22 protein-coding genes are annotated in these 24402 nt (G+C 39.2%); 17 read left to right on the top strand and 5 right to left on the bottom strand.

The genetic code is table 11. The features are described 5' to 3' along the window. Positions 1-48 precede the first annotated feature (48 nt). Positions 49-597 carry an oligoribonuclease gene (orn, locus tag HMPREF3020_RS03730; protein ID WP_049366140.1) on the bottom strand — a complete coding sequence of 183 codons (549 nt, stop codon included), beginning with the start codon at positions 595-597 and terminating at the stop codon, positions 49-51. A gap of 76 nt (positions 598-673) precedes the next feature. Here orn and rsgA point away from each other — a divergent pair, with 76 nt between their 5' ends. From rsgA to HMPREF3020_RS03700, 6 genes are all read left to right on the top strand, one after another. Next, on the top strand, positions 674-1711 hold the full coding sequence (gene rsgA / locus HMPREF3020_RS03725; protein WP_070775592.1) for a small ribosomal subunit biogenesis GTPase RsgA: 1038 nt from the start codon (positions 674-676) through the stop codon (positions 1709-1711). Positions 1712-1863: 152 nt separating this feature from the next. Then, positions 1864-2121: a phosphocarrier protein Hpr gene (gene ptsH, locus HMPREF3020_RS03720; protein WP_005695633.1), complete on the top strand. Its 258-nt coding sequence runs from the start codon at positions 1864-1866 to the stop codon at positions 2119-2121. 79 nt (positions 2122-2200) lie between these two features. Further along, positions 2201-3928 (top strand): phosphoenolpyruvate-protein phosphotransferase PtsI, encoded by a 1728-nt coding sequence (gene ptsI / locus HMPREF3020_RS03715; RefSeq protein WP_070775591.1) that lies wholly within the window; start codon positions 2201-2203, stop codon positions 3926-3928. 59 nt (positions 3929-3987) lie between these two features. Continuing rightward, positions 3988-4488: a PTS glucose transporter subunit IIA gene (gene crr, locus HMPREF3020_RS03710; RefSeq protein WP_049374055.1), complete on the top strand. Its 501-nt coding sequence runs from the start codon at positions 3988-3990 to the stop codon at positions 4486-4488. Between the two features lie 73 nt (positions 4489-4561). Beyond that, a complete protein-coding gene (gene manA, locus HMPREF3020_RS03705) occupies positions 4562-5761 on the top strand; it encodes a mannose-6-phosphate isomerase, class I (RefSeq protein WP_070775590.1) in 1200 nt (399 codons plus the stop codon). A 121-nt stretch (positions 5762-5882) separates the two neighbouring features. Beyond that, on the top strand, positions 5883-8909 hold the full coding sequence (locus tag HMPREF3020_RS03700) for a glycoside hydrolase family 2 TIM barrel-domain containing protein (RefSeq protein ID WP_070775589.1): 3027 nt from the start codon (positions 5883-5885) through the stop codon (positions 8907-8909). A gap of 49 nt (positions 8910-8958) precedes the next feature. Here HMPREF3020_RS03700 and HMPREF3020_RS03695 read toward each other — a convergent pair whose 3' ends face one another. Further along, on the bottom strand, positions 8959-9222 hold the full coding sequence (locus HMPREF3020_RS03695; protein ID WP_049366131.1) for a GrxA family glutaredoxin: 264 nt from the start codon (positions 9220-9222) through the stop codon (positions 8959-8961). Between the two features lie 130 nt (positions 9223-9352). Between HMPREF3020_RS03695 and HMPREF3020_RS03690 the strand changes: the two genes are divergently transcribed. Then, positions 9353-10252, top strand: a complete 900-nt coding sequence (locus tag HMPREF3020_RS03690; protein ID WP_070775588.1) for a RimK family alpha-L-glutamate ligase — start codon at positions 9353-9355, stop codon at positions 10250-10252. A gap of 38 nt (positions 10253-10290) precedes the next feature. On the opposite strand, the gene HMPREF3020_RS03685 is transcribed toward HMPREF3020_RS03690, so the two are convergent. After that, positions 10291-10893, bottom strand: a complete 603-nt coding sequence (locus HMPREF3020_RS03685; protein ID WP_049370214.1) for a chalcone isomerase family protein — start codon at positions 10891-10893, stop codon at positions 10291-10293. A 112-nt stretch (positions 10894-11005) separates the two neighbouring features. After that, complete coding sequence (gene fumC / locus HMPREF3020_RS03680; RefSeq protein WP_049384494.1) at positions 11006-12400, bottom strand: class II fumarate hydratase; 1395 nt, start codon at positions 12398-12400, stop codon at positions 11006-11008. Between the two features lie 238 nt (positions 12401-12638). On the opposite strand from fumC, the gene HMPREF3020_RS03675 reads away from it, so the two are divergent. The 5 genes from HMPREF3020_RS03675 to valS all read left to right on the top strand — a co-directional run bounded on the left by HMPREF3020_RS03675 (position 12639) and on the right by valS (position 17431). Next, positions 12639-13070, top strand: a complete 432-nt coding sequence (locus HMPREF3020_RS03675; protein WP_005695644.1) for a DNA polymerase III subunit chi — start codon at positions 12639-12641, stop codon at positions 13068-13070. 31 nt (positions 13071-13101) lie between these two features. After that, the gene (locus tag HMPREF3020_RS03670) at positions 13102-13683 is read left to right on the top strand and encodes a hypothetical protein (RefSeq protein WP_070775587.1); all 582 of its coding nucleotides are present in this window, start codon (positions 13102-13104) and stop codon (positions 13681-13683) included. Between the two features lie 76 nt (positions 13684-13759). Beyond that, on the top strand, positions 13760-14077 hold the full coding sequence (yqfB, locus tag HMPREF3020_RS03665) for a N(4)-acetylcytidine aminohydrolase (protein WP_070592437.1): 318 nt from the start codon (positions 13760-13762) through the stop codon (positions 14075-14077). Then, positions 14074-14544: a hypothetical protein gene (locus tag HMPREF3020_RS03660; protein WP_070592434.1), complete on the top strand. Its 471-nt coding sequence runs from the start codon at positions 14074-14076 to the stop codon at positions 14542-14544. Before yqfB ends, HMPREF3020_RS03660 begins: the two co-directional genes overlap by 4 nt. A gap of 22 nt (positions 14545-14566) precedes the next feature. Further along, entirely contained in the window at positions 14567-17431 is a 2865-nt protein-coding gene (gene valS / locus HMPREF3020_RS03655; RefSeq protein ID WP_070775586.1) for a valine--tRNA ligase, read from the top strand. 82 nt (positions 17432-17513) lie between these two features. On the opposite strand, the gene HMPREF3020_RS03650 is transcribed toward valS, so the two are convergent. Then, on the bottom strand, positions 17514-20591 hold the full coding sequence (locus tag HMPREF3020_RS03650; protein WP_070775585.1) for a D-2-hydroxyglutarate dehydrogenase YdiJ: 3078 nt from the start codon (positions 20589-20591) through the stop codon (positions 17514-17516). Between the two features lie 401 nt (positions 20592-20992). Between HMPREF3020_RS03650 and ompA the strand changes: the two genes are divergently transcribed. The 5 genes from ompA to grxD all read left to right on the top strand — a co-directional run bounded on the left by ompA (position 20993) and on the right by grxD (position 24397). After that, a complete protein-coding gene (gene ompA / locus HMPREF3020_RS03645) occupies positions 20993-22066 on the top strand; it encodes a porin OmpA (RefSeq protein WP_070775584.1) in 1074 nt (357 codons plus the stop codon). Positions 22067-22167: 101 nt separating this feature from the next. Next, positions 22168-22749: a LemA family protein gene (locus tag HMPREF3020_RS03640; protein ID WP_049364356.1), complete on the top strand. Its 582-nt coding sequence runs from the start codon at positions 22168-22170 to the stop codon at positions 22747-22749. Between the two features lie 9 nt (positions 22750-22758). Continuing rightward, entirely contained in the window at positions 22759-23208 is a 450-nt protein-coding gene (locus HMPREF3020_RS03635; RefSeq protein WP_014065676.1) for a TPM domain-containing protein, read from the top strand. Then, the gene (locus tag HMPREF3020_RS03630) at positions 23201-23995 is read left to right on the top strand and encodes a TPM domain-containing protein (protein ID WP_049374043.1); all 795 of its coding nucleotides are present in this window, start codon (positions 23201-23203) and stop codon (positions 23993-23995) included. The genes HMPREF3020_RS03635 and HMPREF3020_RS03630 overlap by 8 nt, the downstream gene beginning before the upstream one ends. Positions 23996-24070: 75 nt before the next feature. Continuing rightward, positions 24071-24397 (top strand): Grx4 family monothiol glutaredoxin, encoded by a 327-nt coding sequence (gene grxD, locus HMPREF3020_RS03625; RefSeq protein WP_005699458.1) that lies wholly within the window; start codon positions 24071-24073, stop codon positions 24395-24397. Positions 24398-24402 lie beyond the last annotated feature (5 nt).

Raw genomic sequence — 24402 nt, 5'->3', positions numbered from 1 at the left:
CAACGCAAGCGCAGATTTTGCAAATGATTGAGTTTGCCTAAGTTTTCATCAACCCAGATTAATAAAGTGATCACGGTAGTAAGCTAACTCTTTTATTGACTCTCGAATATCATCAAGGGCTAAATGAGTATTGCCTTTTTTGAACCCGTCTAAAATTTCTGGTTTCCAGCGAGCAGCTAATTCTTTTAACGTGCTCACATCTAGATGACGATAATGGAAATAATCCGCTAAATCAGGCATATATTTATAAAGAAAGCGTTTATCTTGTGCGATGCTGTTGCCACAAATCGGTGAAGCACCTTTTGGTACCCATCGTTTTAAAAAATCTAATGTTTGTAATTCTGCTGCACGTTCGGTGAGTTTGCTCGCTTTGACACGGTCAACTAAGCCATTTGCTGTATGGGTTTTTACGCACCATTCCGACATTTTGTTTAATAATTCATCACTTTGATGAACTGCAATCACAGGTCCTTCAGCTAAAATATTGAGATCTTTATCTGTCACAATGGTTGCGATTTCAATAATGCGTTCTTTTTCAGGATCTAATCCTGTCATTTCTAAATCGATCCAAATCAGATTTTGTTTATCTAATTGCATAATATAAGGTATCCTATGAACATTTTTTAATCCCGTTTATTTTAACGAAAAACATCGGAAAAAACGACCGCACTTTATGAGCAAACGTAAACTAACGCAAAATCAAACTCGTCGCATTCAATCAAATAACGCGAAAGCCTTGCATCGCCACAAAAAGAAAGAAGTGGAATGGCAAGATGATATGCTAGGTGAAAGCCAAGATGGGGTAGTAGTCACTCGTTATTCAGTTCATGCCGATGTGGAAAATGCACAAGGGGAAATTTTCCGTTGTAATTTACGTCGTACACTTTCTAGTCTTGTGGTTGGAGATAAAGTGATTTGGCGACAAGGCAATGAACAGCTCCAAGGCGTGAGTGGGGTGATTGAAGCTATTCACCCAAGACAAAATGAAATTGCTCGCCCAGATTACTATGATGGGTTGAAACCAATCGCGGCCAATATCGATCGTATTATTATTGTCTCAGCCGTTGTACCAGTGCTTTCACTCAATATTATCGATCGTTATTTAGTGGTGTGTGAAAATGCAGGGATCGAGCCTGTCATTGTAGTGAATAAAGGCGATTTACTGGATGCTGAGCAAGAGCAGGAAGTGGAAAGCCAGTTACAGATTTACCGTGATATTGGTTATCAAACCATCATTATTTCTGCTGAAACCGGAAAAAATATGGAAAAATTGACCGCACTTTTAAGTGATGGAACTTCCATTTTTGTGGGGCAGTCAGGGGTAGGCAAATCCAGTTTAATTAATCATATCTTGCCAACCGTCAATGCGCAAGTCGGTGGCATCAGCGAAACCTCAGGCTTGGGACAACATACCACAACTTCTTCTCGTTTATATCATTTGCCACGAGGCGGTAATTTGATTGACTCACCTGGGATTCGTGAGTTTGGTTTATGGCATTTGGAGCCAGATCAGATCACCAAAGGCTATCGTGAATTTCAATATGTCTTAGGTACATGTAAATTCCGAGATTGTAAGCATTTGAACGATCCTGGCTGTGCATTACGTGAGGCTGTCGAAGCAGGTCGGATTTCACCTATACGTTATGAGAATTATCATCGCTTAATTGAAAGTTTAAGTGAGACAAAATCACAACGTCATTTTTCTGTGTAGTAGACAATTTACTGTAAATTAGGTATAAAGTACCCCTAATTTCGTGATGTAGCTCAAGTTTTTTTGTGTTTAGCCTTGATTATTGGGCATTTAATAGAGATACTACAGCGGATTTATAGACTAAATTTTACAATTACTATAGAGGTAACATTATGTTCTCAAAAGATGTAGAAATTACAGCTCCTAATGGTTTACACACCCGTCCGGCGGCGCAATTTGTTAAAGAAGCTAAAGCATTTGCTTCTGATGTAACAGTGACCTCCGGTGGTAAAAGTGCAAGTGCGAAAAGCCTATTTAAGCTACAAACCTTAGGCTTAACGCAAGGAACTGTAATCACCATCTCGGCGGAAGGTGAAGACGAACAACAAGCCGTTGAACATTTAGTAGCATTAATTCCTACTTTAGAATAATTTACGATTAGCCATAGGATTTCTATTCTATGGCTATTGTTTATCTAACCTTTAATAAATTATCTCGGAAGGTAAAAGTATGATTACAGGTATTCCAGCGTCACCAGGTATCGTTTTTGGTAAAGCCTTAGTATTAAAAGAAGAAAAAATTGTTCTTGATACGCAAAAAATTTCAGAAAATCAAGTTGAGGCAGAAGTTGCCCGTTTTTATGCTGGTCGTGAAGCTGCAGTTGAGCAACTTAATTCTATTCATCAACGTGCATTAAAATCTTTAGGTGAAGAAAAAGCGGCCATCTTTGAAGGCCATTTAATGATCCTTGAAGATGAAGAGTTAGAAGAGGAAATTATTGATTATCTTCGTTCAAACAAAGTGAATGCGAGTGTGGCAGCAAGTAAAATCATCGATCAACAAGTTGAAATGTTGTCTGAAATTGATGATGAATACTTAAAAGAACGTGCGGGTGATATTCGCGATATCGGTAATCGTTTAATCAAAAATATTTTAGGCATGCATATTGTGGATCTTGGTGATATTACCGAAGAGTCCATCCTTGTGGCTTACGATTTAACCCCATCAGAAACTGCTCAATTAAACTTAGAAAAAGTATTAGGTTTTATCACGGATATTGGTGGTAGAACATCTCACACCTCAATTATGGCTCGTTCACTTGAATTGCCGGCCATTGTAGGGACAAATGATGTCACAGCACGAGTAAATACAGGTGATTATCTTATTTTGGATGCGGTAAACAACCGTGTTTACGTGAATCCGACTCAAGCTGAAATTGATGAATTAAAAACCTTAGAAGCAAAACTCGCTGAAGAAAAAGCAGAATTAGCGAAATTAAAAGATTTACCAGCTGTGACCCTTGATGGTCATAAAGTCGATGTAGTAGCGAATATTGGTACGATTCGTGATTGCGAAGGTGCACATCGTAATGGTGCAGAAGGGGTGGGTTTATACCGTACTGAATTCCTCTTTATGGATCGTGATCAATTACCGAGCGAAGAAGAGCAATTCATTGCTTATAAAGAAGTGGTTGAAGCAATGGAAGGGCGTCTAGTGGTATTACGTACCATGGATATCGGTGGTGACAAAGAGCTTCCATATTTAAATTTACCAAAAGAAATGAACCCATTCTTAGGATGGCGTGCGGTGCGTATTGCCCTTGATCGTCGTGAGATTTTACACGCACAATTAAGAGCGGTATTACGAGCGTCTGCATTTGGTAAACTTGCCGTGATGTTCCCGATGATTATTTCGGTAGAAGAAATTCGCGAATTAAAATCTGTATTGGAAACCTTAAAAGCAGAATTGCGTGCAGAAGGTAAAGCTTTTGATGAAAACATCCAAGTGGGTGTCATGGTTGAAACGCCATCCGCAGCGGTGAATGCGAAATTCTTAGCGAAAGAAGTGGATTTCTTCAGTATTGGTACAAACGACTTAACGCAATATACCTTAGCTGTTGACCGCGGTAACGAATTGATTTCTCACTTATATAACCCAATGTCACCTTCAGTACTAGGCTTGATCAAACAAGTGATTGATGCTTCTCATGCAGAAGGTAAATGGACAGGTATGTGTGGTGAGTTAGCCGGTGATGAACGAGCAACCTTATTGTTACTCGGTATGGGCTTAGATGAATTTAGTATGAGTGCAATTTCTGTGCCACGTATTAAAAAATTAATTCGTCATGTGAATTATCAAGAGGTGAAAGCCTTAGCTGATGAAGCATTACAAAAACCAACCGCTGCTGAAATTGAGCAATTAATTCAAGCTTTTTTAGCAGAAAAATCGTTAAACTAGATACAAAAACAGAGTTTTACGTTAAAATACTAGCCATCTTTAATAGATAGGAGATTAAAATGGGCTTATTTGACAAATTATTTGGTTCAAAAGAAAACAAAACAGTGGAAGTCGAAATTTATGCGCCACTTTCTGGTGAGATTGTGAATATCGAAGATGTACCAGATGTTGTTTTCTCTGAAAAAATCGTGGGTGATGGTATTGCAATTCGCCCAACAGGTAACAAAATTGTTGCACCTGTTGATGGTGTAATTGGTAAAATTTTTGAAACCAACCATGCGTTTTCAATGGAATCAAAAGAGGGTGTTGAATTATTCGTTCACTTCGGTATTGATACCGTTGAATTGAAAGGTGAAGGATTCACTCGCATCGCACACGAAGGTCAAAGTGTAAAACGCGGCGACACAGTAATCGAGTTTGATTTAGCAACATTAGAATCAAAAGCAAAATCAGTTTTAACACCAGTGGTTATCTCTAACATGGATGAAATCTCATCTATCGAGAAAAAATCGGGTGAAGTGATTGCTGGAGAATCGGTTGTTTTAAGTTTAACAAAATAAGATTTATAGACTAAAAGATCCGCTTTAAATAAGCGGATTTTTTTATCCTTATTCTTTTTTAAAGAAGGTAAAGATGATTTATCGATTAACTGGCCAAGTACAGCATTATGCATGGGGCGGAAAAAACTATATTGCATCATTAATTGGATTATATTCAGCGAAAGATCAACCTTGTGCAGAGTGGTGGTTAGGAGCTCATACATCAGCACCTTCTGAAATTGAGGATGTAACAGGTAAGCAATCCCTTATTGAATTTTTATTGCAAAATCCGACCGCACTTGGACAGGCAAGCCGTCAGCAATTTGGTGATGAACTCCCTTATTTGTTAAAGATTTTAGATGTTGAAAAACCGTTGTCGATTCAATTACATCCGACTAAAGCTCAAGCTGAAAAGGGCTTTGAGGCTGAGAATGCAAAAGGCGTGGCATTAACAGACAGTACGCGGACTTATAAAGATAGAAATCATAAACCAGAAATGATGATTGCCTTATCTGATTTCTGGCTTTTACATGGTTTTAAAACAAAAGCTCAAATCCTTGCCACATTAAATGCACGACCCTCTTTGCAACCTTTGGCTGAAAAACTTGGCACACAAAACCTAGCTGAATTCTATGCAGATGTGATGTTGGCGGATCAATCAATGCTCGCAAATTGGCTAGTACCCATTATTGAAGCCAACCAACAGCCTTATAAAAATGGCGAGTTGGCACTAGACAACCCCGATTATTGGGTGCTTTATACCATGGAAGCCATGGCAATTTCGCCTGAAAAATTAGATGCGGGTTTGGTGTGTTTTTATCTCTTTAATATTGTGCATTTGAAAGAAGGGGAAGGTATTTTCCAGGATGCAGGGATTCCTCATGCTTATCTTCGCGGACAAAACGTGGAGTTAATGGCCTGTTCTGATAATGTGATTCGTGGTGGCTTAACACCAAAATATGTCGATATTGTTGAATTATTAAAAATTGTGGATTGTCGTGAAGTGACACCTCAAATTATCTCAGTCGCACCTCAAAGTCAGTCAGAATTTACTTATAAAACGCCAGTAAACGATTTTGCTTTAGCTCAAATTCGTGTTGAACCAAAACAGCATACTAAAGTGAATCTTCAAAGTGCGGGTATTTTGTTGGTGATGCAAGGTGAGCTAAAAATACAAGAAAAATCAACCGCACTTACCTTGAAACAAGGTGAGTCAGCATTCATTACAGCGGATTCTAACGTTGATATAATGAGTGAAAAAGGAGGTTATGCCTTCTTGGCAAAATTGCCATAAAAATTAATGTGATAAGTATCACGATTTGTGAACTTATCGCTAGATTAATCGACGATTTTAGGTATAGTGGGCGTCATTCAGGCGCCCTTTTTTATGTGTCTAAATTGCATTGGGAGTTTTTATGTTGTTGCCTCGCTATTTTGAAGATCCACAAACCTTACATGTGAATACCACACCACATCATGCTTATTTTATTCCTTTTTCTTCAACAGAAAGTGCGGTCAAAAAGACACGAGAATTTTCCCCTTACTTTACCTTACTAAATGGGGAATGGGATTTTGCTTATTTTGAAAGCTATACTCACTTGCCTCAAGATTTCCTTCATTTTTCCTTTACGGATAAAATCCTTCTTCCATCCAATTGGCAAAATCATGGTTACGATAATCATCAATATACAAATGTAAATTATCCTTTCCCTTTTGATCCACCTTATGTACCCATTGAAAACCCTTGTGGTTTGTATCATCGCGTTTTAAATGTCGAAATCAATGCAGGAAAACGGTATCTCTTAAATTTTGAAGGGGTAGACAGTTGTTTATTTGTCTATGTGAATCACCAATTTGTGGGCTACAGCCAAATTAGTCATTGCACTAGCGAATTTGATATTACTGACTTTTTGCAACAAGGGAAAAACCAATTACATGTTTTAGTGCTGAAATGGTGTGATGGCAGTTATTTAGAGGATCAAGACAAATTCCGAATGTCTGGTATTTTCCGAGATGTTTATCTATTAGCGCGAGAAAGAAATTACTTGCAAGATTTCTTCATTCAAACACAATTTAATCAAGACCTTACCAAGGCTCAATTACATGTAGCCTGTCAGTTTGCAGAATGCGAGCAACCCATTTCTTGGCAATTATTGGATCCTCAAGGCAAATTGATAACTGAACAAAAGGGCCATGCCTTTCATGCTGAAATTGAAAATGCACAATTATGGCATGCAGAGAACCCATGTTTATACACGTTGATTTTGCAATATGGTTCAGAAGTGATTTGCCAAAAGGTCGGCTTACGCCATATCGAAGTGAAGAATGGCATAATGTTATTTAACGGACAAGCGATAAAGTTTAAAGGCGTTAATCGTCACGATAGCGATCCGAAAACGGGTTATGTCATTAGTCGAGAACAAGCGTTGCAAGATTTACGCTTAATGAAACAGCATAATTTTAATGCCATTCGCACAGCGCATTATCCGAATGCACCTTGGTTTACTGAATTATGTGATGAATATGGTTTTTATGTGATTGCGGAAAGTGATATTGAATCACACGGCACGAATGCAGTTTATGTAGAGTCGCCAGAAACAAGCATTTTGTTAGGGGTAAAAACAGAGATTGATCATGACGCAATTCGTCAAAAAACAATCGACAATTATTGCTATATGGCTCGAAGCTCCGAATTTAATCAAGCCATTTTAGACCGCACTTATGCCAATGTTGAGCGAGATAAAAATCGGCCTTCTGTTGTGATTTGGTCATTGGGAAATGAAAGTGGCTACGGTGAAAATTTTGAGCAAGCAGCCGCTTGGGTGAAACAGCGCGATCCAAGTCGCTTGGTGCATTATGAAAATGCGATCTTTCAACATTCAGCGCATCAAAATGATACATCCAATTTAGATTTTCATAGCGAAATGTACACCAGTACGGAAGAATTGGATGCTTATTTTGCTGATACCCAAAATCAAAAGCCGTATCTTTTCTGTGAATATTTGCATGCGATGGGGAATTCTTGCGGAGACACAGAAGATTATTTCCAAGCGATGGAACGACATGCAGGCGCTTGTGGTGGCTTTGTGTGGGAGTGGTGCAATCATTCCCCTTATTTGCCAAATTCAAACAGAATGGGCTATGGCGGGGATTTTAATGACACACCGAATGACGGTAATTTTTGTGCTGATGGATTAGTCACGGCAGACCGTCAAATTCAAAGCAATTTGTTGGAATACAAAAATGTATATCGTCCATTTCGCGCTACCTTAAAAAATGGTCATATTGAACTCAAAAATTATTTGGATTTTACGGATACGGCAGAGGCTATTTCGATTCATTATCAAATCACCGAAGATTTTGCTGTTATACAAGAAGGCCAAATAGATGGTTTAAACATTGCACCAAAATCAACCGCACTTTTGCCTTTAACATTGCCGGCAAGTAACGGTTCATTACAAGTTTTAACATTGACCTATCATCAAAAAACAGAAACGGGCTTAATTCCCCAAGGGCATTGTTTGGGATTTGATCAGATCATTTTGTCGGAGCAACAACAATTCTCTACAAATGAATTCAAACCAAATCATCACTCGATTTCTGTTTCAGAACATGCCAATTTAATTTCAGTTAAAGTGGCAGATATTGAATACCAGTTTGATCAATATAAAGGCACCATTCAACAAATTACTAAAGATGGCAAGCCGTGGTTAAATCAAGCCGCTGATTTCAATATTTGGCGTGCGCCTTTAGATAATGATAGTTTAATGAAAACACATTGGCTTGCTGCAGGTTACGATCGTGTGACGAGTCGAGTCTATGATTACCATTTAACCGAGCTGGAAAGTGCGGTTGAAATTATCTTTAAATTGGGGCTAGTCGCCGTATCAAAAGCGCGAATTTTGACATTGAATGTGGTGTATCGTATTGAGCAAAATGGGCTGCTTCAGATTAATATTCATGCTGAAAAACAACCGCATTTGCCATTTTTACCACGCTTTGGTTTACGTTTCTTCCTTAATCAAGGATTTAATCAAGTGCAGTATGTAGGCTATGGTCCAACGGAAAGTTATCTGGATAAACATCACGCCACGGCTTTCGGTCGTTATAAGACAACGCCAGAAAGTAATCATGTATCTTATTTAAAACCACAAGAAAATGGCAGTCACTACGCTTGTCGTGAAGTGAAGGTGGCGCATTCGTCTGATTGCTTTACCGTGCAAAGTGATATGTCTTTTAGTATGAATGTTTCCCCTTATTCTCAAGAAGAATTGGGCAGTAAAAAGCACCAATATGATTTGGAGAAAAGTGGCAGTACGATCTTGTGTGTGGATTACAAAATGAGTGGAGTGGGTTCTAACTCTTGTGGACCCGCGTTAAAAGCGCAATATCGTTTGAATGAAACAGAATGGGATTGGTCGATTTTGTTGCAAATTAAATAATAAAAAAGTGCGGTTAAAATTAACCGCACTTTTATGTTTTTAGCAAAAATTAAGCAACAACGTTAAATTGTTCTTTCATTAATGCTTCGAAATCGGTGCAACCGCCGATTGGTCTTTCATCGATAAAGATTTGTGGCACAGTTTCCACTTCTTTACCGACAGATTTTGATAAATCTGCTTTAGAAATGCCTTCAGCGATAATATCTACATAGCGATAATCGAAATCCGCTACTTCACCTTTTAATTTTTCAGCAAGGTTTTTTGCACGTACACAATAAGGGCAGCCTGGACGACCAAAAATAACTACGAACATAAAATTTTCCTTTTATTTAAACAAAATTCCTAGTGATTTTACTCTATTTCCACAAAAGCAGAAATCATTTTTCAGGATTATTGTGATTGGTGTAATATATCAACTCATCTTCCCCTAAGGATATAACTGAATGAAATTATTGATGCTTTGCCGCGAGCCTCGCCTTTATAGCTGCCAGCGTTTAAAAGAAGCAGCAGAAAGTTGCGGGCATCAAATGGATATTTTGGATCCTAATCGTTGCATTTTAAAACTCGACAAAAATCAACCGCACTTTGCTTTGTATTATCAACAAAATGCAGACAGTGAGCCTTATTTATTGCCCAATTATGATGCAGTGTTACCACGTTTTGGGACGACAAGTACCCAAATGGGCTGTGCCGTATTGCGTCATTTCCAAGGAAAAGGTATCTATTGCGTCAATAAAGAACAGGCATTTTTAGCCGCACGCGATAAATGGCGTAGTTTGCAGATGTTATTGGAGCAAGGTATTGCAGTACCGAGTTCAGTCTTATCCGGTTGTGAAGTTGAGCCGAAACAAGCTATTAAGCAAACAACCGCTCCAATGATTATTAAAACCTTAAAAGGATCACAGGGTATTGGCGTGATCTTGGCTGAACGTCCACAAAGTGCGGTCAGTATTTTAGAAACGTTAAAAGATGCGAATGTGCCTGTTTTATTGCAAGATTTTGTAGAAGAGGCAAAAGGGACAGATATTCGCTGTTTTGTGATCGGTGATAAAGTCGTCGCTACAATGCAGCGTATTGGACAAGATGGCGAGTTTCGTGCAAATTTTCACCGTGGTGGCGCAGCAGAAAAAATTAAACTCACTGAAGAGGAAAAATCCATCGCCATTCGTGCAACTAAAACCTTAGGGCTTGCGGTGGCCGGTGTTGATTTGATTCGTTCAAAAGAAGGATTATTGGTACTTGAAGTGAATGCTAGTCCTGGTTTAGAAATGATTGAGAAGACCAGTGGCATTGATATTGCATTGCAGATGATCTTGTTTTTAGAACAGCAAGTGAAACAATAAAAGAAAAGGGCGAACTATATCATGTTCGCCCTTGTTGTTTACCCTTTTGTGTCTTGTTTAAAATCGTAACTCGGTGGTAATTCCGGCATCGTATTTTCTTCATCAAAAGGCTCGCTTGCTGGTTGATGTTGAAATTCTTTGCTATCGTGAGCCGGTTTTTCTTTACCTAATAATTGCGGTTGTAATTTGATAAAACTACTTTTATCTGAAAGCCATACATCAATAAACGCTTGTGTAAATTTTTGATCGAATTCGTGATCTAACACCGTGTCATTTAATACAAAGTAGCCTTTATCCGCTAAGGCAACAAAATTTAAGATATCGTTTGGTGAAAAATCAGGGAAGATTTCCTGCATTTTTTTGAGCCATGCCGTGGTGTCATCTTTACTTAAATTTTGTGATTCCATTTCTTTGGTTAATGCAATCGCAAAATTTTTCCCTTCAACTGGTTTTTCGTATTTAATCGAAAACATTAACGGACGTTCATTTTTTTCATAGGAACCCGTTTCAGAATACAAGCCGACAGTATAAACATGGAATGGCCCCCATGTGTATTCAGCATTGCCGACTGGTTGCCATTGGGCAAAAAGTGCGGTGGAAAATAAGGCTGAAATGGCAGCAATAATAAATTTCAGTTTCATAGTTTTTTTCATGTCAAAAATATTGCCGTGATTATAACAAAAAAGCCCTTTAAAAAAACACAAATAAAAAGGCAGGAATACCTGCCTTTGACACCAAATTATTTGGGTGAGTTTATTTTAAGCTACCCACCATATCTTCTGGACGAACCCATTTGTCGAAATCCTCGGCTGAAACTAAGCCTAAGTTAATCGCTTCTTCACGTAAGGTTGTACCATTTTTGTGTGCAGTTTTTGCAATTTTCGCTGCATTTTCGTAACCGATATGGGTATTAAGTGCGGTTACTAACATCAATGAATTTTCCAATTGTTGTTTAATGCGAGGGTAGTTAGGTTGAATACCAGTTGCGCAGTGTTCATCAAATGATACGCAAGCATCACCCAATAATTGTGCAGATTGTAAGAAATTCGCTACCATGACAGGGTTAAATACGTTTAATTGGAAATGACCTTGTGAGCCAACAAATGCGATAGTGGTATCGTTACCGAATACTTGTGCACACACCATGGTTAACGCTTCACATTGTGTAGGGTTCACTTTACCCGGCATGATTGAAGAACCTGGTTCATTTTCAGGAATTAAAATTTCACCGATACCAGAACGAGGGCCTGATGCTAATAAACGAATGTCGTTTGCAATTTTGAATAAGCTCATCGCTAATTGTTTAATTGCACCGTGAGTTTCCACAATCGCATCGTGTGCGGCTAACGCTTCAAATTTGTTTTCTGCAGTCACAAATGGTAAGCCAGTGAATTTTGCGATGTAATCCGCCACTTTCACATCATAGCCTTTTGGTGTGTTCAAACCAGTACCCACTGCAGTACCACCAAGTGCTAATTGGCTTAAGTGCGGAAGGGTGTTTCTTAGTGCGCGTAAACCGAAATCTAATTGTGCGGCGTATGCAGAGAACTCTTGACCTAATGTCAATGGGGTGGCATCCATTAAGTGAGTACGGCCAATTTTTACCACATCTTTAAATTCTGCTGATTTTTGTGCGAACGTTTTTTGTAAGCGTTCTACACAAGGAATAGTGTGTTCAACCACTTTTTTGTATGCCGCAATGTGCATTGCAGTTGGGAAGGTATCGTTTGAAGATTGGGATTTGTTCACATCATCATTTGGATGGATGAATGATTTTTCACCTAATTTACCGCCATGTAAAACGTGAGCACGGTTTGCTACCACTTCGTTCACGTTCATGTTTGATTGTGTACCTGAACCAGTTTGCCAAATGACTAATGGGAATTGGTCGTCTAATTTCCCTGCCAGGATTTCATCACAGGCGGTTGCGATTAAATCACGTTTCTCTGCAGGTAATACACCTAAATCACAGTTTGCGAAAGCCGCGGCTTTTTTCAAATAACCAAACGCTTCAATAATTTCGTGCGGCATAGAGGCAGCCGGACCAATTTTGAAGTTGTTGCGAGAACGTTCGGTTTGTGCTGCCCAGTATTTATCTGCAGGAACTTGAACTTCGCCCATAGTGTCTTTTTCAATACGAAATGCCATGTGATACTCCTATCATCGAAAATAAAAATAAATCTTCGAAATTCTAACACCTACGAGTTATGAATGGAATGTAACATAAAGGTTAAAAGTTACTTTTGTGATGTAGATCATAAAAGTGCGGTAAAAAATTTCCGTGTTTTTTCTATTTACGTTAATCACCTTGTTGATGATTTATTTTTTAGTGCTTTTTTGATAGAATCCGCCAGTTTACAAAACGATAAATGGAGAAGTCGCAATCATGGCAAAAAACGCACAATTTTATCTCTTAAATCCAGAAAAGAAGATAACCGTTGAGCAACTTGCCTGTGATCTTGCCGCTCAAGCGTGGCGTTTAGGCAAGCGAGTTTTAATCGCATGCGAAACAGAAGAGCAAGCATTTTTAATTGATGAAGCATTATGGCAACGGGATCCGAATGAGTTTGTTCCTCATAATCTTTCAGGCGAAGCAACACAATATGCGCCGCCAATTGAGATTAGTTGGAAAGGCAAACGCAATGCTCAACGTCGAGATTTGCTGATCAATTTACAAATGGAAGTGCCAGATTTTAGCCACAGCTTTACACAATTAATTGATTTTGTACCGGTAGAAGAAACGCAAAAAGCCCAAGCGCGTGAACGTTATAAAGTCCTTCGCTCGCAAGGTTGGACGCTTTCTACTGAAAACACTTAATATTTTTAACTTTAAAACCTAGGAAATTAACATGAATTTAAACGCTAAAGTGGCTTTAAGCCTTATTCTTGGCGCAAGCACCTTATTATCTGCTTGTGACAATAAAGAAAATACATCAACCCAAGTTGAGAAAGCAGTAAGAGTACCTGCACCAACAGAAAAAGCAGAAAGTGCGGTTGAAAAATCAAAAGAATTAGTGGCTGAAACTAAATCCACAGAAAAAACTGCTGAAAAAACAGAAAGTACAGAAGCTAAAGCTGATGTTAAAACTGCAGAAGTAAAATCTGACGCAGTGAAAGCCGAAGTTAAAAATGAGGCGAAAGCGGATGATTTGGCAGAAAAAGTATCTGAGAAAAAAGAGACGGTTGTCGCTCAACAAGCAACAATCCCTCAGAAACCACGCGTGGTAGTGACTGAAAAAGCACCAAAAGAAAGTGCAGAACGTAAACAGCAAAGAGCTGTATTAAATGTGTTAGAAAAACAATACGAAGAAGTTCGTTGTTCTGCTGATGCGAAAAACTTAAGTGGTGATAGTTTCTGCCGTCAAGAAGAACGCCGTTTATTCTTAGAAATTCAACGTATTAAAGATGAATTAAGAGGGATTGAGGAATAATCTCATCCTTAGTAATATGAGGGCGTGATTAATTCGCCCTCAAAATAAAAAAATAGATTTTTTGTGACCGCACTTTATGAACGATATTACCTTTTATCAACGTTTCGAAGCCGATATTCTCGCCGGGCGTAAAACCATCACCATTCGAGATAAATCCGAAAGCCATTTTAAAACGGGCGATATTTTGCGTGTAGGGCGCTTTGAAGATAATCAATATTTCTGCACGATTGAAGTGTTAAGCGTGTCGCCGATTACCCTTGATGAACTGACTGAACAGCATGCCAAGCAGGAAAATATGGGATTGGAAGAATTGAAAGAGGTGATTCGGGGGATTTATCCGAGTGAGGCAGGGTTTTATTTAATTGAATTTAAATTATTGAAGGAAATGTTATGAATAAGCCATCATGGTTGTCTTGGATTAATTTTCTTATTCTATCATTTTTGCTTTGCACTTATTTAGGTTTTATAGTTCCTAAAAATTTAGTTGATAATATACGTAGCAAATTAGGAATAGAGGTTATTACCCCAATTCAAGCATTAGAAAAAAGAGTTACAGAACTCCAAAAAACAGTTGAGACTAGTAATGTTTTTTGGGGAAACGAGTATCATAACTTAATTACTAAAGAAGAGTTCAATAAGTACCAACATCTGTCAAAAAGTAATGTCGATTGGATTGTAACCTCAATAAAAAACTTACAGGGAATAGAGAATTTAAGTAATCAAGTTAATTATTGGAAAAATGAGATTAGTAATATAAAAGCTAGACATTGTTACGATCAAGAATGTCAACACAAAAAAGATTTTGAATTGCAGGCAGCTAGAGAAAGCCTTTTAAAAGTACAACTACAATTATCTAAATAATCATTAATTAGAGAAAATATAAATGACACAAAAATTCGAAATGGCAGACCGTTTTAATCCGTCTGCGGTAGAACAAGCCCTTTATCAACATTGGGAAGAGAGTGGTTATTTTAAACCGTCTGAAAATGAAAATGCGCCAAGCTATTGCATTGCGATTCCACCGCCGAACGTAACAGGCTCCCTACACATGGGGCACGCTTTCCAACAAACTTTAATGGATACTTTAATCCGTTTTAACCGTATGGAAGGGCATAACACCTTATGGCAAGCGGGGACAGACCACGCGGGTATCGCAACTCAGATGGTGGTGGAGCGCAAAATTGCGGCTGAAGAAGGCAAAACTCGCCACGATTATGGTCGTGAAGCATTCATCAACAAAATTTGGGATTGGAAAGCCTATTCAGGCGGCACAATTAGCCAACAAATGCGCCGTTTAGGAAACTCTATCGACTGGGAACGTGAGCGCTTCACGATGGACGATGGTTTATCCAATGCGGTAAAAGAAGTGTTTGTTCGTTTGCACGAAGAAGGTTTGATTTACCGTGGCAAACGCTTAGTAAACTGGGATCCAAAACTTCACACCGCGATTTCCGATTTAGAAGTGGAAAACAAAGAGAGCAAAGGTTCGCTTTGGCATTTCCGTTATCCGTTAGCCAACGGTGCGAAAACGGCAGATGGTAAAGATTATTTAGTGGTGGCAACTACACGTCCAGAAACCATGTTGGGCGATACGGCGGTTGCAGTGCATCCTGAAGATGAGCGTTACCAATCTTTAATCGGTAAAACAGTGGTTCTGCCATTGGCAAACCGTGAAATTCCGATTATTGCGGATGAATACGTGGATCGTGAATTTGGTACCGGTGTGGTGAAAATCACCCCTGCGCACGACTTTAACGACTACGAAGTGGGTAAACGTCACAGCTTACCTATGGTTAACGTGTTAACTTTAAATGCGGATATTCGTGATGAAGCGGAAATTATCGGCACAGACGGCAAACCACTTGCTGGCTATGAAGCAACTATTCCAGCTGATTACCGTGGTTTAGAGCGTTTCGCTGCACGTAAGAAAATCGTGGCAGATTTTGAAGCGCTTGGTTTATTAGATGAAATTAAACCACATGATTTGAAAGTGCCTTATGGCGACCGCGGTGGTGTGCCGATTGAGCCGATGTTAACCGACCAATGGTATGTGAGCGTGAAACCGCTTGCTGATGTGGCGATTAAAGCGGTGGAAGATGGCGAAATCCAATTCGTGCCGAAACAATACGAAAACCTTTACTTCTCTTGGATGCGTGATATTCAAGATTGGTGTATCTCTCGCCAACTTTGGTGGGGACACCGTATTCCGGCGTGGTATGACGCGGAAGGCAACGTGTATGTTGCACGCAACGAAGAAGAAGTGCGGTCAAAATATAACTTAGATTCTGCGGTTGAACTCAAGCAAGATGAAGACGTGTTAGACACGTGGTTCTCATCAGGCTTATGGACATTCTCAACTTTAGGTTGGCCAGAGCAAACCAAAGAGCTCAAAATGTTCCACCCAACGGATGTGTTGATTACCGGCTTCGACATCATCTTCTTCTGGGTTGCGCGTATGATTATGTTTACGATGCACTTCGTAAAAGATGAAAACGGCAAACCACAAGTGCCATTCAAAACCGTGTACGTAACGGGCTTAATCCGTGATGAAAACGGACAAAAAATGTCGAAATCGAAAGGTAACGTGCTCGATCCAATCGACATGATCGACGGTATCAGCCTTGAAGATTTGCTTGAAAAACGTACCGGCAACATGATGCAGCCGCAATTGGCAGAGAAAATTGCTAAAGCAACGCGCAAAGAATTTGCTGAAGGTATTCCGGCTCACGGTACAGACGCATTGCGTTTCACATTAGCAGCATTGGCTTCAAACGGCCGTGATATCAACTGGGATATGAAACGTTTAGAGGGCTACCGTAATTTCTGTAACAAATTATGGAATGCAAGCCGTTTCGTTCTTACGAATGAAAAATTAGATTTAAGCGAAGGCGAGATCGAATTCTCATTAGCGGATCGTTGGATTCAATCAGAATTCAACCGCACAGTGGAAACTTTCCGTAACTCATTAAGCCAATATCGTTTTGACCTTTGTGCCAATGCGATTTATGAGTTTACTTGGAACCAATTCTGCGACTGGTATTTAGAATTAACTAAACCAGTATTTGCAAACGGTAATGCAGCACAAATCCGTGCGGCAAGCCAAACCTTGGTTCATGTGTTAGAAAAATTATTACGTTTAGCACACCCGCTCATTCCATTTATTACCGAAGAAATTTGGCAAAAAGTGAAAGGATTTGTGGGCATTACGGCTGATAGCATTATGTTACAACCTTTCCCACAAGTGGAAGAGAACGGCTTTGATCCAGAAGCAGAAGCTGAAATTGAGTGGTTAAAAGAAGTGATCGTTGCGGTACGTAACATCCGTGCAGAAAGCAACATCGCACCAAGCAAAGGTTTAGATCTGTTATTCCGTAATTTAAGTGCAGAAAATGCAAAAATTCTCGAAAAGCAGACCGCTCTTTTAAAAGCCATGGCGAAATTAGATAACGTTCAAGTGTTAGCGACAAACGAAACCGCACCGCTTGCGGTAGCGAAACTCGTTGGCAATGCTGAATTACTTGTGCCAATGGCCGGCTTTATCAATAAAGAAGCAGAGCTTGCCCGTTTAACCAAAGAGATTGAAAAATATCAAAATGAAGTTAAACGTATCGAAAACAAACTTAGCAACGAAGCTTTCGTGGCTAAAGCGCCTGAAGCGGTGATTGCGAAAGAACGTGAAAAACAAGCAGAATACCAATCTGGATTAGAAAAAATCCAAGAGCAGTATAAAGCGATTGAAGCGTTGTAGTTTTTAAATAAAGAAAGCGGTCAGATTTAAAGTCTGACCGCTTTTTATTTTCTGCGATATTGTGGTAAGTAGAAAATCTATTCTAGTTATTCAATACTTCAAGCAATGCTTGAACAGGGTGTTTCAAGATGGCTTTTTCATATCGCTTCACTTGGCTACGGCAGGAATAGCCAGTTGCGAGACAATGATTTGGATCTTTACCTTGTAATTTTTTACCCCATGATACATCGTAAATATCTTTTGACATGGTTTGATTTTGTACTTCATGACCAAATACACCCGCCATACCACAGCAGCCGACTTTTTCTACCGTCAAGGTTTGTCCAAATTGCGCAAAAATATGCTGCCATTCTTTGGTACTGTTTGGCATAAAGGTGGATTCAGTACAATGAGGGAATAAATGCCACTCAAAAGTGCGGTCAGATTTTGCGATATTTTTCACTGCACTTTGTAATGCGTTGCTTTCTAATTGATTGGTCAGCCATTCATGTGCTGTGAGCACATGGAAATCACCGCGAGAATCGCCTAAAGCCTCTTTATATTCATCTCGATAAGAAAGCACAATAGCTGGATCTACGCCGACCAAAGGCACATTTAATTTGGCGACGCGATTTAAAAACTCGGCTTGTGTTTTAGCGGTTTTACTAAAGCGAGCTAAAAAACCTTTAATGTGCATGGCTTTGCCATTGGGTTTAAAAGGCAGAAGGATTGGATCGAACCCTAATTTTTGTGTGAGAGCGACAAAGTCTCGGACCACTTTAGCATCGTAATAAGAGGTATAGGGATCTTGTACGATAAAGAGCATATTGGCTTTTTCTGTGGCACTGAGACCTTCCAATTCTTCTAATTTTTTGCCTTGGTAGCCAATTTCCACTAATTGCTGTTGAAGGTTTGGCTCTGAAAGGAGAGGTAAATCGGTCATGCCAAGTGTTTTTTCAACCAAGCTTTGAGTGACTTTCAGCTTGGTGAAATAATTGAATAATGCTGGTTGTTTCGCCATATAAGGGGCAGCAACTTCTAAATTTGCCACAAGATGATCTTTGGCTGGGCGCAAATAACGACTGTGGTAGAAATGGAAAAATTTCGCACGGAAATTTGGTACGTCAATTTTAATCGGACATTGGCTTGCACAGGCTTTACAAGCCAGACAAGTATCCATTGCTGCTTTTACTTCATGTGAGAAGTCATATTCACCACGCCATTTCTGTACGCTATTGCGGAAACGTTCCACAAGTGCGGTCAGTTTCACTTGTGTTTTATGAAAATCTAATTGATCAGGCGATACGTTTTCATTGGCCATTAATCGCAACCATTCACGTACCATAGCGGCTCGTCCTTTTGGCGAGAATACGCGGTTTTTACTCACTTTCATGGAAGGACACATAATGCTGTGCTCATCAAAGTTAAAGCAAAGTCCATTACCGTTACAGTTCATCGCGCCTTTGAATTCGTCTCGCATTTGAATTGGGATTTGGCGATCATTGTCCGCACGCATTGGCGAGAGGATAGAATAGAGTTCCGCATCGCTATTAAGTGGCGCACAGATTTTACCTGGATTGAGACGATTGTTTGGGTCAAATAAAAATTTCACATAACGTAATTCTTGCCAAAGTTCAGGTGTAAAGAATTTCTCGCCATAATGAGAACGTACACCTTTACCGTGTTCCCCCCATAGCAAACCGCCGTATTTCACCGTGAGTTCTGCCACTTCATCTGAAATTAGTTTAAAGAGTTTGACTTGTTCTTTATCGCATAAGTCTAAAGCGGGGCGAACGTGTAATACACCAGCATCCACATGGCCAAACATCCCATATTGCAGATTGTGACTATCTAATAAGGCTCTAAATTCAGCAATGTAATCCGCAAGATGTTCTGGTGGCACGCAGGTATCTTCCACAAAAGGAATCGGTTTGGCAGCGCCTTTCGCATTCCCCAATAGCCCCACCGCTTTTTTACGCATGGCGTAAATACGTTCAATAGAAGGTAAGTCAGAGCAAAGTTGATAGCCGATAATATGATCTTTGCCCTGTGCAATTTTTTCATCTAATTGCTGACAAAGTGCGGTCACTTGGCTGTCGATTTTAGCTTGATTGTTACCCGCATATTCCACAATGTTTAAACCCAGAATTGGATTTTGTTCTTCTTCTGTTAAAAGTTCTTTCACTGAATGCCAAATAATATCTTGCTTAGCGAGGTTCAGCACTTTGGAATCGACAGTTTCAACGGAAAGGGCATTGGCTTTCACCATAAAAGGCGCATTGCGAAGTGCTGCATCAAATGAGCTGTACTTCACATTAATTAAGGTGCGATATTTAGGAATCGGCAATAAATTGAGTTTAGCTTCGCAGATAAACGCAAGTGAACCTTCTGACCCCGTTAAAATTTGGGTGAGATTAAATTCACTTTCATCTTTATTAAAGATACTCTTAAGATCGTAACCGGTAAGAAAGCGATTGAGTTGTGGTAAATCTTGAATGATTGAGGCGCGCTTCTCTTTACAACGTTGGAAAATCGTTTGATGTAATGTTTTTCCATTTTCTGCAAGCGGGTAATTTTCTAAAACATCGTCGGATTTGACCGCACTTGTATCTAATATTTCACCATTCATCAAAACAGAACGTAATGCTAAAACGTGATCAGAGGTTTTTCCGTATTGCAGTGAGCCTTGACCGGAAGCATCGGTATTAATCATGCCACCGAGGGTTGCTCGATTACTGGTGGAGAGTTCTGGCGCAAAGAATAAACCGTGAGGTTTTAAAAATTGGTTTAGTTGGTCTTTTACTACTCCCGCCTGCACACGAACCCAACGTTCTTCTATATTAAGCTCTAAAATGCCTGTCATGTGGCGAGAGAGATCCACAATAATATTGTTATTAATAGATTGCCCATTTGTGCCCGTGCCACCACCGCGAGGTGTGAAAGTTAGCTGAAGGTATTTCTCTTTATTGGCTAATTTGGTGATACGTACTACATCGGCAACAGATTTAGGGAACAAAATAGCCTGAGGAAGTTGTTGATAGACACTGTTATCTGTCGCAAGACTTAAACGGTCAGCATAATTTGAGGCAATATCACCTTCAAAATGCTGCTTTTGGAGTTCGCTAAGATAATCACTTACCACGTTATTAAGTTGTGGCACATTAGAAAGACGGGGCAACATAAAATCACTCACCTATATAATAGAGAAGAAAGTGAATTTGATGATATATGAAGCTCAAAAAAAAGTCGATTTCAACAAAAGATATTTTTTGTTAGAATAGAAATCGGGTTAAAAATTAACCCGATTTTTGTGAACAAATGTTCATTTTAGGGGTTGTTTGTCTATAAAATAACCAAAAAAGGCAAAAAAAGTTTGATCTTTGGTGTTTTTATAGGATAATAACCATACTTTTGAACGTTCCTTTGGCTATGGCAAAGGAATTGAATTTGTCAAAAGGATAAGTTAGGGCAAATTCAAAACCCTAGTTAAGCAATGTTTAGAGTGTTTCTTTTTTATAAAGTTCACAATAAACAAGGAAACTTTTCTTAATTAATAACGATGACTAAATAGAGGACATCAAAATGAAAAAAACTGCAATCGCATTAGTCGTTGCTGGTTTAGCAGCAGCTTCTGTAGCTCAAGCAGCTCCACAAGAAAATACTTTCTATGTAGGTGCTAAAGTTGGTCAAGCATCTTTCCATGATGGTATTAAAGACAACTTAGGTTCTTATCACCGTAACTCTGTTACTTATGGTGTATTCGGTGGTTACCAAATCTTAAACCGTGATAACTTAGGTTTAGCGGTAGAGTTAGGTTACGATGACTTCGGTCGCGTTAAAGGTCGTGACTTAGGTCAAACTTATTTCAAACACACTAACCATGGTGCTCACTTAAGCTTAAAAGGTAGCTACAATCTTGGTGGTTTAACTTCTGCTTTAGAAGGCTTAGATGTTTATGGTCGTGCAGGCGTAGCATTAGTTCGTTCAGACTACAAATTCTATGATGTAACAAACGGTGGTGCTCGTGTCCACGCAGACGGTCGTCATAGCTTACGTACTTCTGGTATGTTCGCTGCAGGTGTTGAATATGCATTACCATCATTACCAGAGTTAGCATTACGTTTAGAATACCAATGGTTAACTCGCGTAGGTAAATTACGTACTGAAGATCGTCCAAATAGCTCTGTAGATTACAACCCATGGATCGGTTCTATCAACGCTGGTTTATCTTACCGTTTCGGTCAAGGCGCTGCTCCAGTTGTTGCACCTGAAGTTGTAAGCAAAACTTTCAACTTAAGCTCTGATGTAACTTTCGCGTTTGGTAAAGCTAACTTAAAACCACAAGCTAAAGCAACTTTAGACGGTATCTACGGTGAAATCGCTCAAGTTAATAACGCTAACGTAGCTGTTGCTGGTTATACAGACCGTATCGGTAAAGATGCACCAAACGTGAAATTATCACAACGTCGTGCAGACTCTGTAGCTAACTACTTAGTAGCTAAAGGTGTTCCAGCTCAAAACATTTCTGCAGTTGGTCACGGTAAAGCTAACCCAGTTACAGGTTCTACTTGTGATGCGGTTAAAGGTCGTAAAGCACTTATCGCTTGTTTAGCACCAGACCGTCGTGTTGAAATCGCAGTTAACGGTACTAAATAATTTTATTTAGTTATCCATTAACGGATTAACATTAGAAGACCTAAACTTCGGTTTAGGTCTTTTCTTATATAAATTAAACCTATAATTGAAGGAATTTTTGAATGAAAAAGTGGATTATCTTGATTATTATTGCTGTTGCTGCAGGTTTTGGCTTAATGTCTAGCTACAATGGCTTAGTAAAAGCAGAAACTGAAATTGATTCTGTTTGGGCAAATGTTGAATCATCTTATCAACGTCGTGCTGATTTAATTCCGAACTTAGTGAATACTGTAAAAGGTCAAGCTAATTTTGAACAACAAACATTAACCAATGTCATCGAAGCTCGCGCAAAAGCGACACAAACTAAAATTGATCCGTCTAATTTAACAGAAGAACAATTAAACGAATTCCAACAAAACCAAAATCAAGTGGGTTCAGCATTATCTCGCTTACTTGTTACAGTAGAACAATACCCACAATTAAAAGCAAATGAAGGTTTTATGAACTTACAAGCGCAACTTGAAGGTACAGAAAACCGTATCAATGTGGCTCGTAATAAATTTAATGAAGCTGCACGTATCTATAATGAAAAAGTACGTCAATTCCCAACTAAATTAGCAGCAATGATTTTTGGTTTTAAAGCTAAACCTTACTTTAAATCAGCTGCAGGCGCTGAAAATGCACCAACTGTAAACTTTAACTAAGGTTTATCTATGCCATTTTTTTCCCGAATTCCGGTAGATAAAAAGCAAATCGAGGCGGCGATTAGTCGCCTCGAAAGCTTAAGTTCGGCTGAGTTACGTGTTTATATTGAACGTAAAGTACCAAAGGCTTCAGCACAACTGTCTGCAATGGAACGAGCTTTAGAAGTCTTTGACGAGCTGGAAATGCATAAAACAGCGGCACAAAATGCCGTGTTGATTTATGTGGGATATAAAAATCATCTCTGTGCAATCGTAGGTGATAAAGGCATTCATCAATTTGTTGATGTGGCTTATTGGCAGTTACAATGCGATTTAATGATTGAGCAGTTTAAACAAAAAGCTTATACACAAGGCATTGTCGATGCGATTGATCGTATTAGTGATATTTTATCTCGCCATTTCCCTATTCAGCCTGATGATGTGAATGAATTATCTAATGAGGTAATTATTAATGGCTAAGCTTTTATCTTTTATGAAAAGTGCGGTTATTTTTAGCCTTGTTTTTTTTGCTCAAATGGTTGTTGCGGCAGAATTTCCGCCTGTACCAAATCCTTTCCATTATATAAACGATTACACCAACACACTTTCATCAGAACATAAGCAAATTTTAGAAAATAAACTGATTGCTTATAGTAAAGAAACGAGTTCACAAATCGCTGTCGTTTTGGTTCCTACAACCGGTGAATATGAAATTGCTGATTATACCTTTGCTTTAGGTGATAAATGGGGCATTGGGCGTAAAAATCTGAACAATGGCGTGTTGATGTTGATTGCGAAAAATGATCGCAAAGTTTTTATCGCAACAGGACAAGGTTTAGAAGGTGTATTGCCGGATGCTTTTTTATCGCAAGTCATCCGTTCGGCAATTTTGCCACAATTTAAACAAGGCCAATATGCCCAAGGTATTAATGATGGCTTAAACCAAATTATTGCGGCAAGTAAAGGCGAGTTTGATGCGGCACAAGTTGAAGAAGATGTGTTCGATAAGTACATCCCATTCTTAATGGTATTGGCATTTATTGCTATTGTATTATTTGGTGAATTCCAATATCACAAAGATGAAGTCTATATTAGCCCGAATCAACGTGACCAACTGAATAAAATCATTCGTCAAAGTACGATTTCTCGTCGCCGTGGTGGCGGTTTCGGAGGCGGATTTGGTGGAGGCTTCGGTGGCGGTGGTTCTTCCGGTGGTGGCTTTGGTGGCGGTGGCTTTGGCGGCGGCGGAGCTGGTGGAAGTTGGTAAGACCAAGTCTTTCACTCAGGTTCTATCTTATGCTAGAATAGCGCCCTATTCAGACTTATTTGAACAAGGAACATTATGGAAACGTTAGACAAAATCAAAAAACAAATCGCTGAAAACCCAATTTTAATTTACATGAAAGGTTCACCAAAATTACCTTCTTGTGGTTTCTCTGCGCGTGCATCTGAAGCATTAATGAATTGCAAAGTGCCTTTCGGCTATGTTGATATTCTTCAACACCCAGATATTCGTGCTGAATTGCCGGCTTATGCAAACTGGCCAACTTTCCCGCAATTATGGGTGGAAGGTGAGTTAATTGGTGGTTGTGATATTATTTTAGAAATGTATCAAGCTGGCGAACTTCAAACTTTATTAAGCGAAGTAGCGGCTAAACATCAAGCTTAATTGAC

Origin of the sequence: Haemophilus sp. HMSC068C11 (assembly GCF_001815355.1) — a bacterium.
GTDB lineage: Bacteria > Pseudomonadota > Gammaproteobacteria > Enterobacterales > Pasteurellaceae > Haemophilus_D.
This window is presented reverse-complemented; position numbering and strand designations above follow the sequence as displayed.

What these genes read in the sequence shown, in the direction of transcription:
- orn (WP_049366140.1), bottom strand. Translation starts at nt 597, where the DNA reads ATGCAATTAGATAAACAAAATCTGATTTGGATCGATTTAGAAATGACA.
- rsgA (WP_070775592.1), top strand. Translation starts at nt 674, where the DNA reads ATGAGCAAACGTAAACTAACGCAAAATCAAACTCGTCGCATTCAATCA.
- ptsH (WP_005695633.1), top strand. Translation starts at nt 1,864, where the DNA reads ATGTTCTCAAAAGATGTAGAAATTACAGCTCCTAATGGTTTACACACC.
- ptsI (WP_070775591.1), top strand. Translation starts at nt 2,201, where the DNA reads ATGATTACAGGTATTCCAGCGTCACCAGGTATCGTTTTTGGTAAAGCC.
- crr (WP_049374055.1), top strand. Translation starts at nt 3,988, where the DNA reads ATGGGCTTATTTGACAAATTATTTGGTTCAAAAGAAAACAAAACAGTG.
- manA (WP_070775590.1), top strand. Translation starts at nt 4,562, where the DNA reads ATGATTTATCGATTAACTGGCCAAGTACAGCATTATGCATGGGGCGGA.
- HMPREF3020_RS03700 (WP_070775589.1), top strand. Translation starts at nt 5,883, where the DNA reads ATGTTGTTGCCTCGCTATTTTGAAGATCCACAAACCTTACATGTGAAT.
- HMPREF3020_RS03695 (WP_049366131.1), bottom strand. Translation starts at nt 9,222, where the DNA reads ATGTTCGTAGTTATTTTTGGTCGTCCAGGCTGCCCTTATTGTGTACGT.
- HMPREF3020_RS03690 (WP_070775588.1), top strand. Translation starts at nt 9,353, where the DNA reads ATGAAATTATTGATGCTTTGCCGCGAGCCTCGCCTTTATAGCTGCCAG.
- HMPREF3020_RS03685 (WP_049370214.1), bottom strand. Translation starts at nt 10,893, where the DNA reads ATGAAACTGAAATTTATTATTGCTGCCATTTCAGCCTTATTTTCCACC.
- fumC (WP_049384494.1), bottom strand. Translation starts at nt 12,400, where the DNA reads ATGGCATTTCGTATTGAAAAAGACACTATGGGCGAAGTTCAAGTTCCT.
- HMPREF3020_RS03675 (WP_005695644.1), top strand. Translation starts at nt 12,639, where the DNA reads ATGGCAAAAAACGCACAATTTTATCTCTTAAATCCAGAAAAGAAGATA.
- HMPREF3020_RS03670 (WP_070775587.1), top strand. Translation starts at nt 13,102, where the DNA reads ATGAATTTAAACGCTAAAGTGGCTTTAAGCCTTATTCTTGGCGCAAGC.
- yqfB (WP_070592437.1), top strand. Translation starts at nt 13,760, where the DNA reads ATGAACGATATTACCTTTTATCAACGTTTCGAAGCCGATATTCTCGCC.
- HMPREF3020_RS03660 (WP_070592434.1), top strand. Translation starts at nt 14,074, where the DNA reads ATGAATAAGCCATCATGGTTGTCTTGGATTAATTTTCTTATTCTATCA.
- valS (WP_070775586.1), top strand. Translation starts at nt 14,567, where the DNA reads ATGACACAAAAATTCGAAATGGCAGACCGTTTTAATCCGTCTGCGGTA.
- HMPREF3020_RS03650 (WP_070775585.1), bottom strand. Translation starts at nt 20,591, where the DNA reads ATGTTGCCCCGTCTTTCTAATGTGCCACAACTTAATAACGTGGTAAGT.
- ompA (WP_070775584.1), top strand. Translation starts at nt 20,993, where the DNA reads ATGAAAAAAACTGCAATCGCATTAGTCGTTGCTGGTTTAGCAGCAGCT.
- HMPREF3020_RS03640 (WP_049364356.1), top strand. Translation starts at nt 22,168, where the DNA reads ATGAAAAAGTGGATTATCTTGATTATTATTGCTGTTGCTGCAGGTTTT.
- HMPREF3020_RS03635 (WP_014065676.1), top strand. Translation starts at nt 22,759, where the DNA reads ATGCCATTTTTTTCCCGAATTCCGGTAGATAAAAAGCAAATCGAGGCG.
- HMPREF3020_RS03630 (WP_049374043.1), top strand. Translation starts at nt 23,201, where the DNA reads ATGGCTAAGCTTTTATCTTTTATGAAAAGTGCGGTTATTTTTAGCCTT.
- grxD (WP_005699458.1), top strand. Translation starts at nt 24,071, where the DNA reads ATGGAAACGTTAGACAAAATCAAAAAACAAATCGCTGAAAACCCAATT.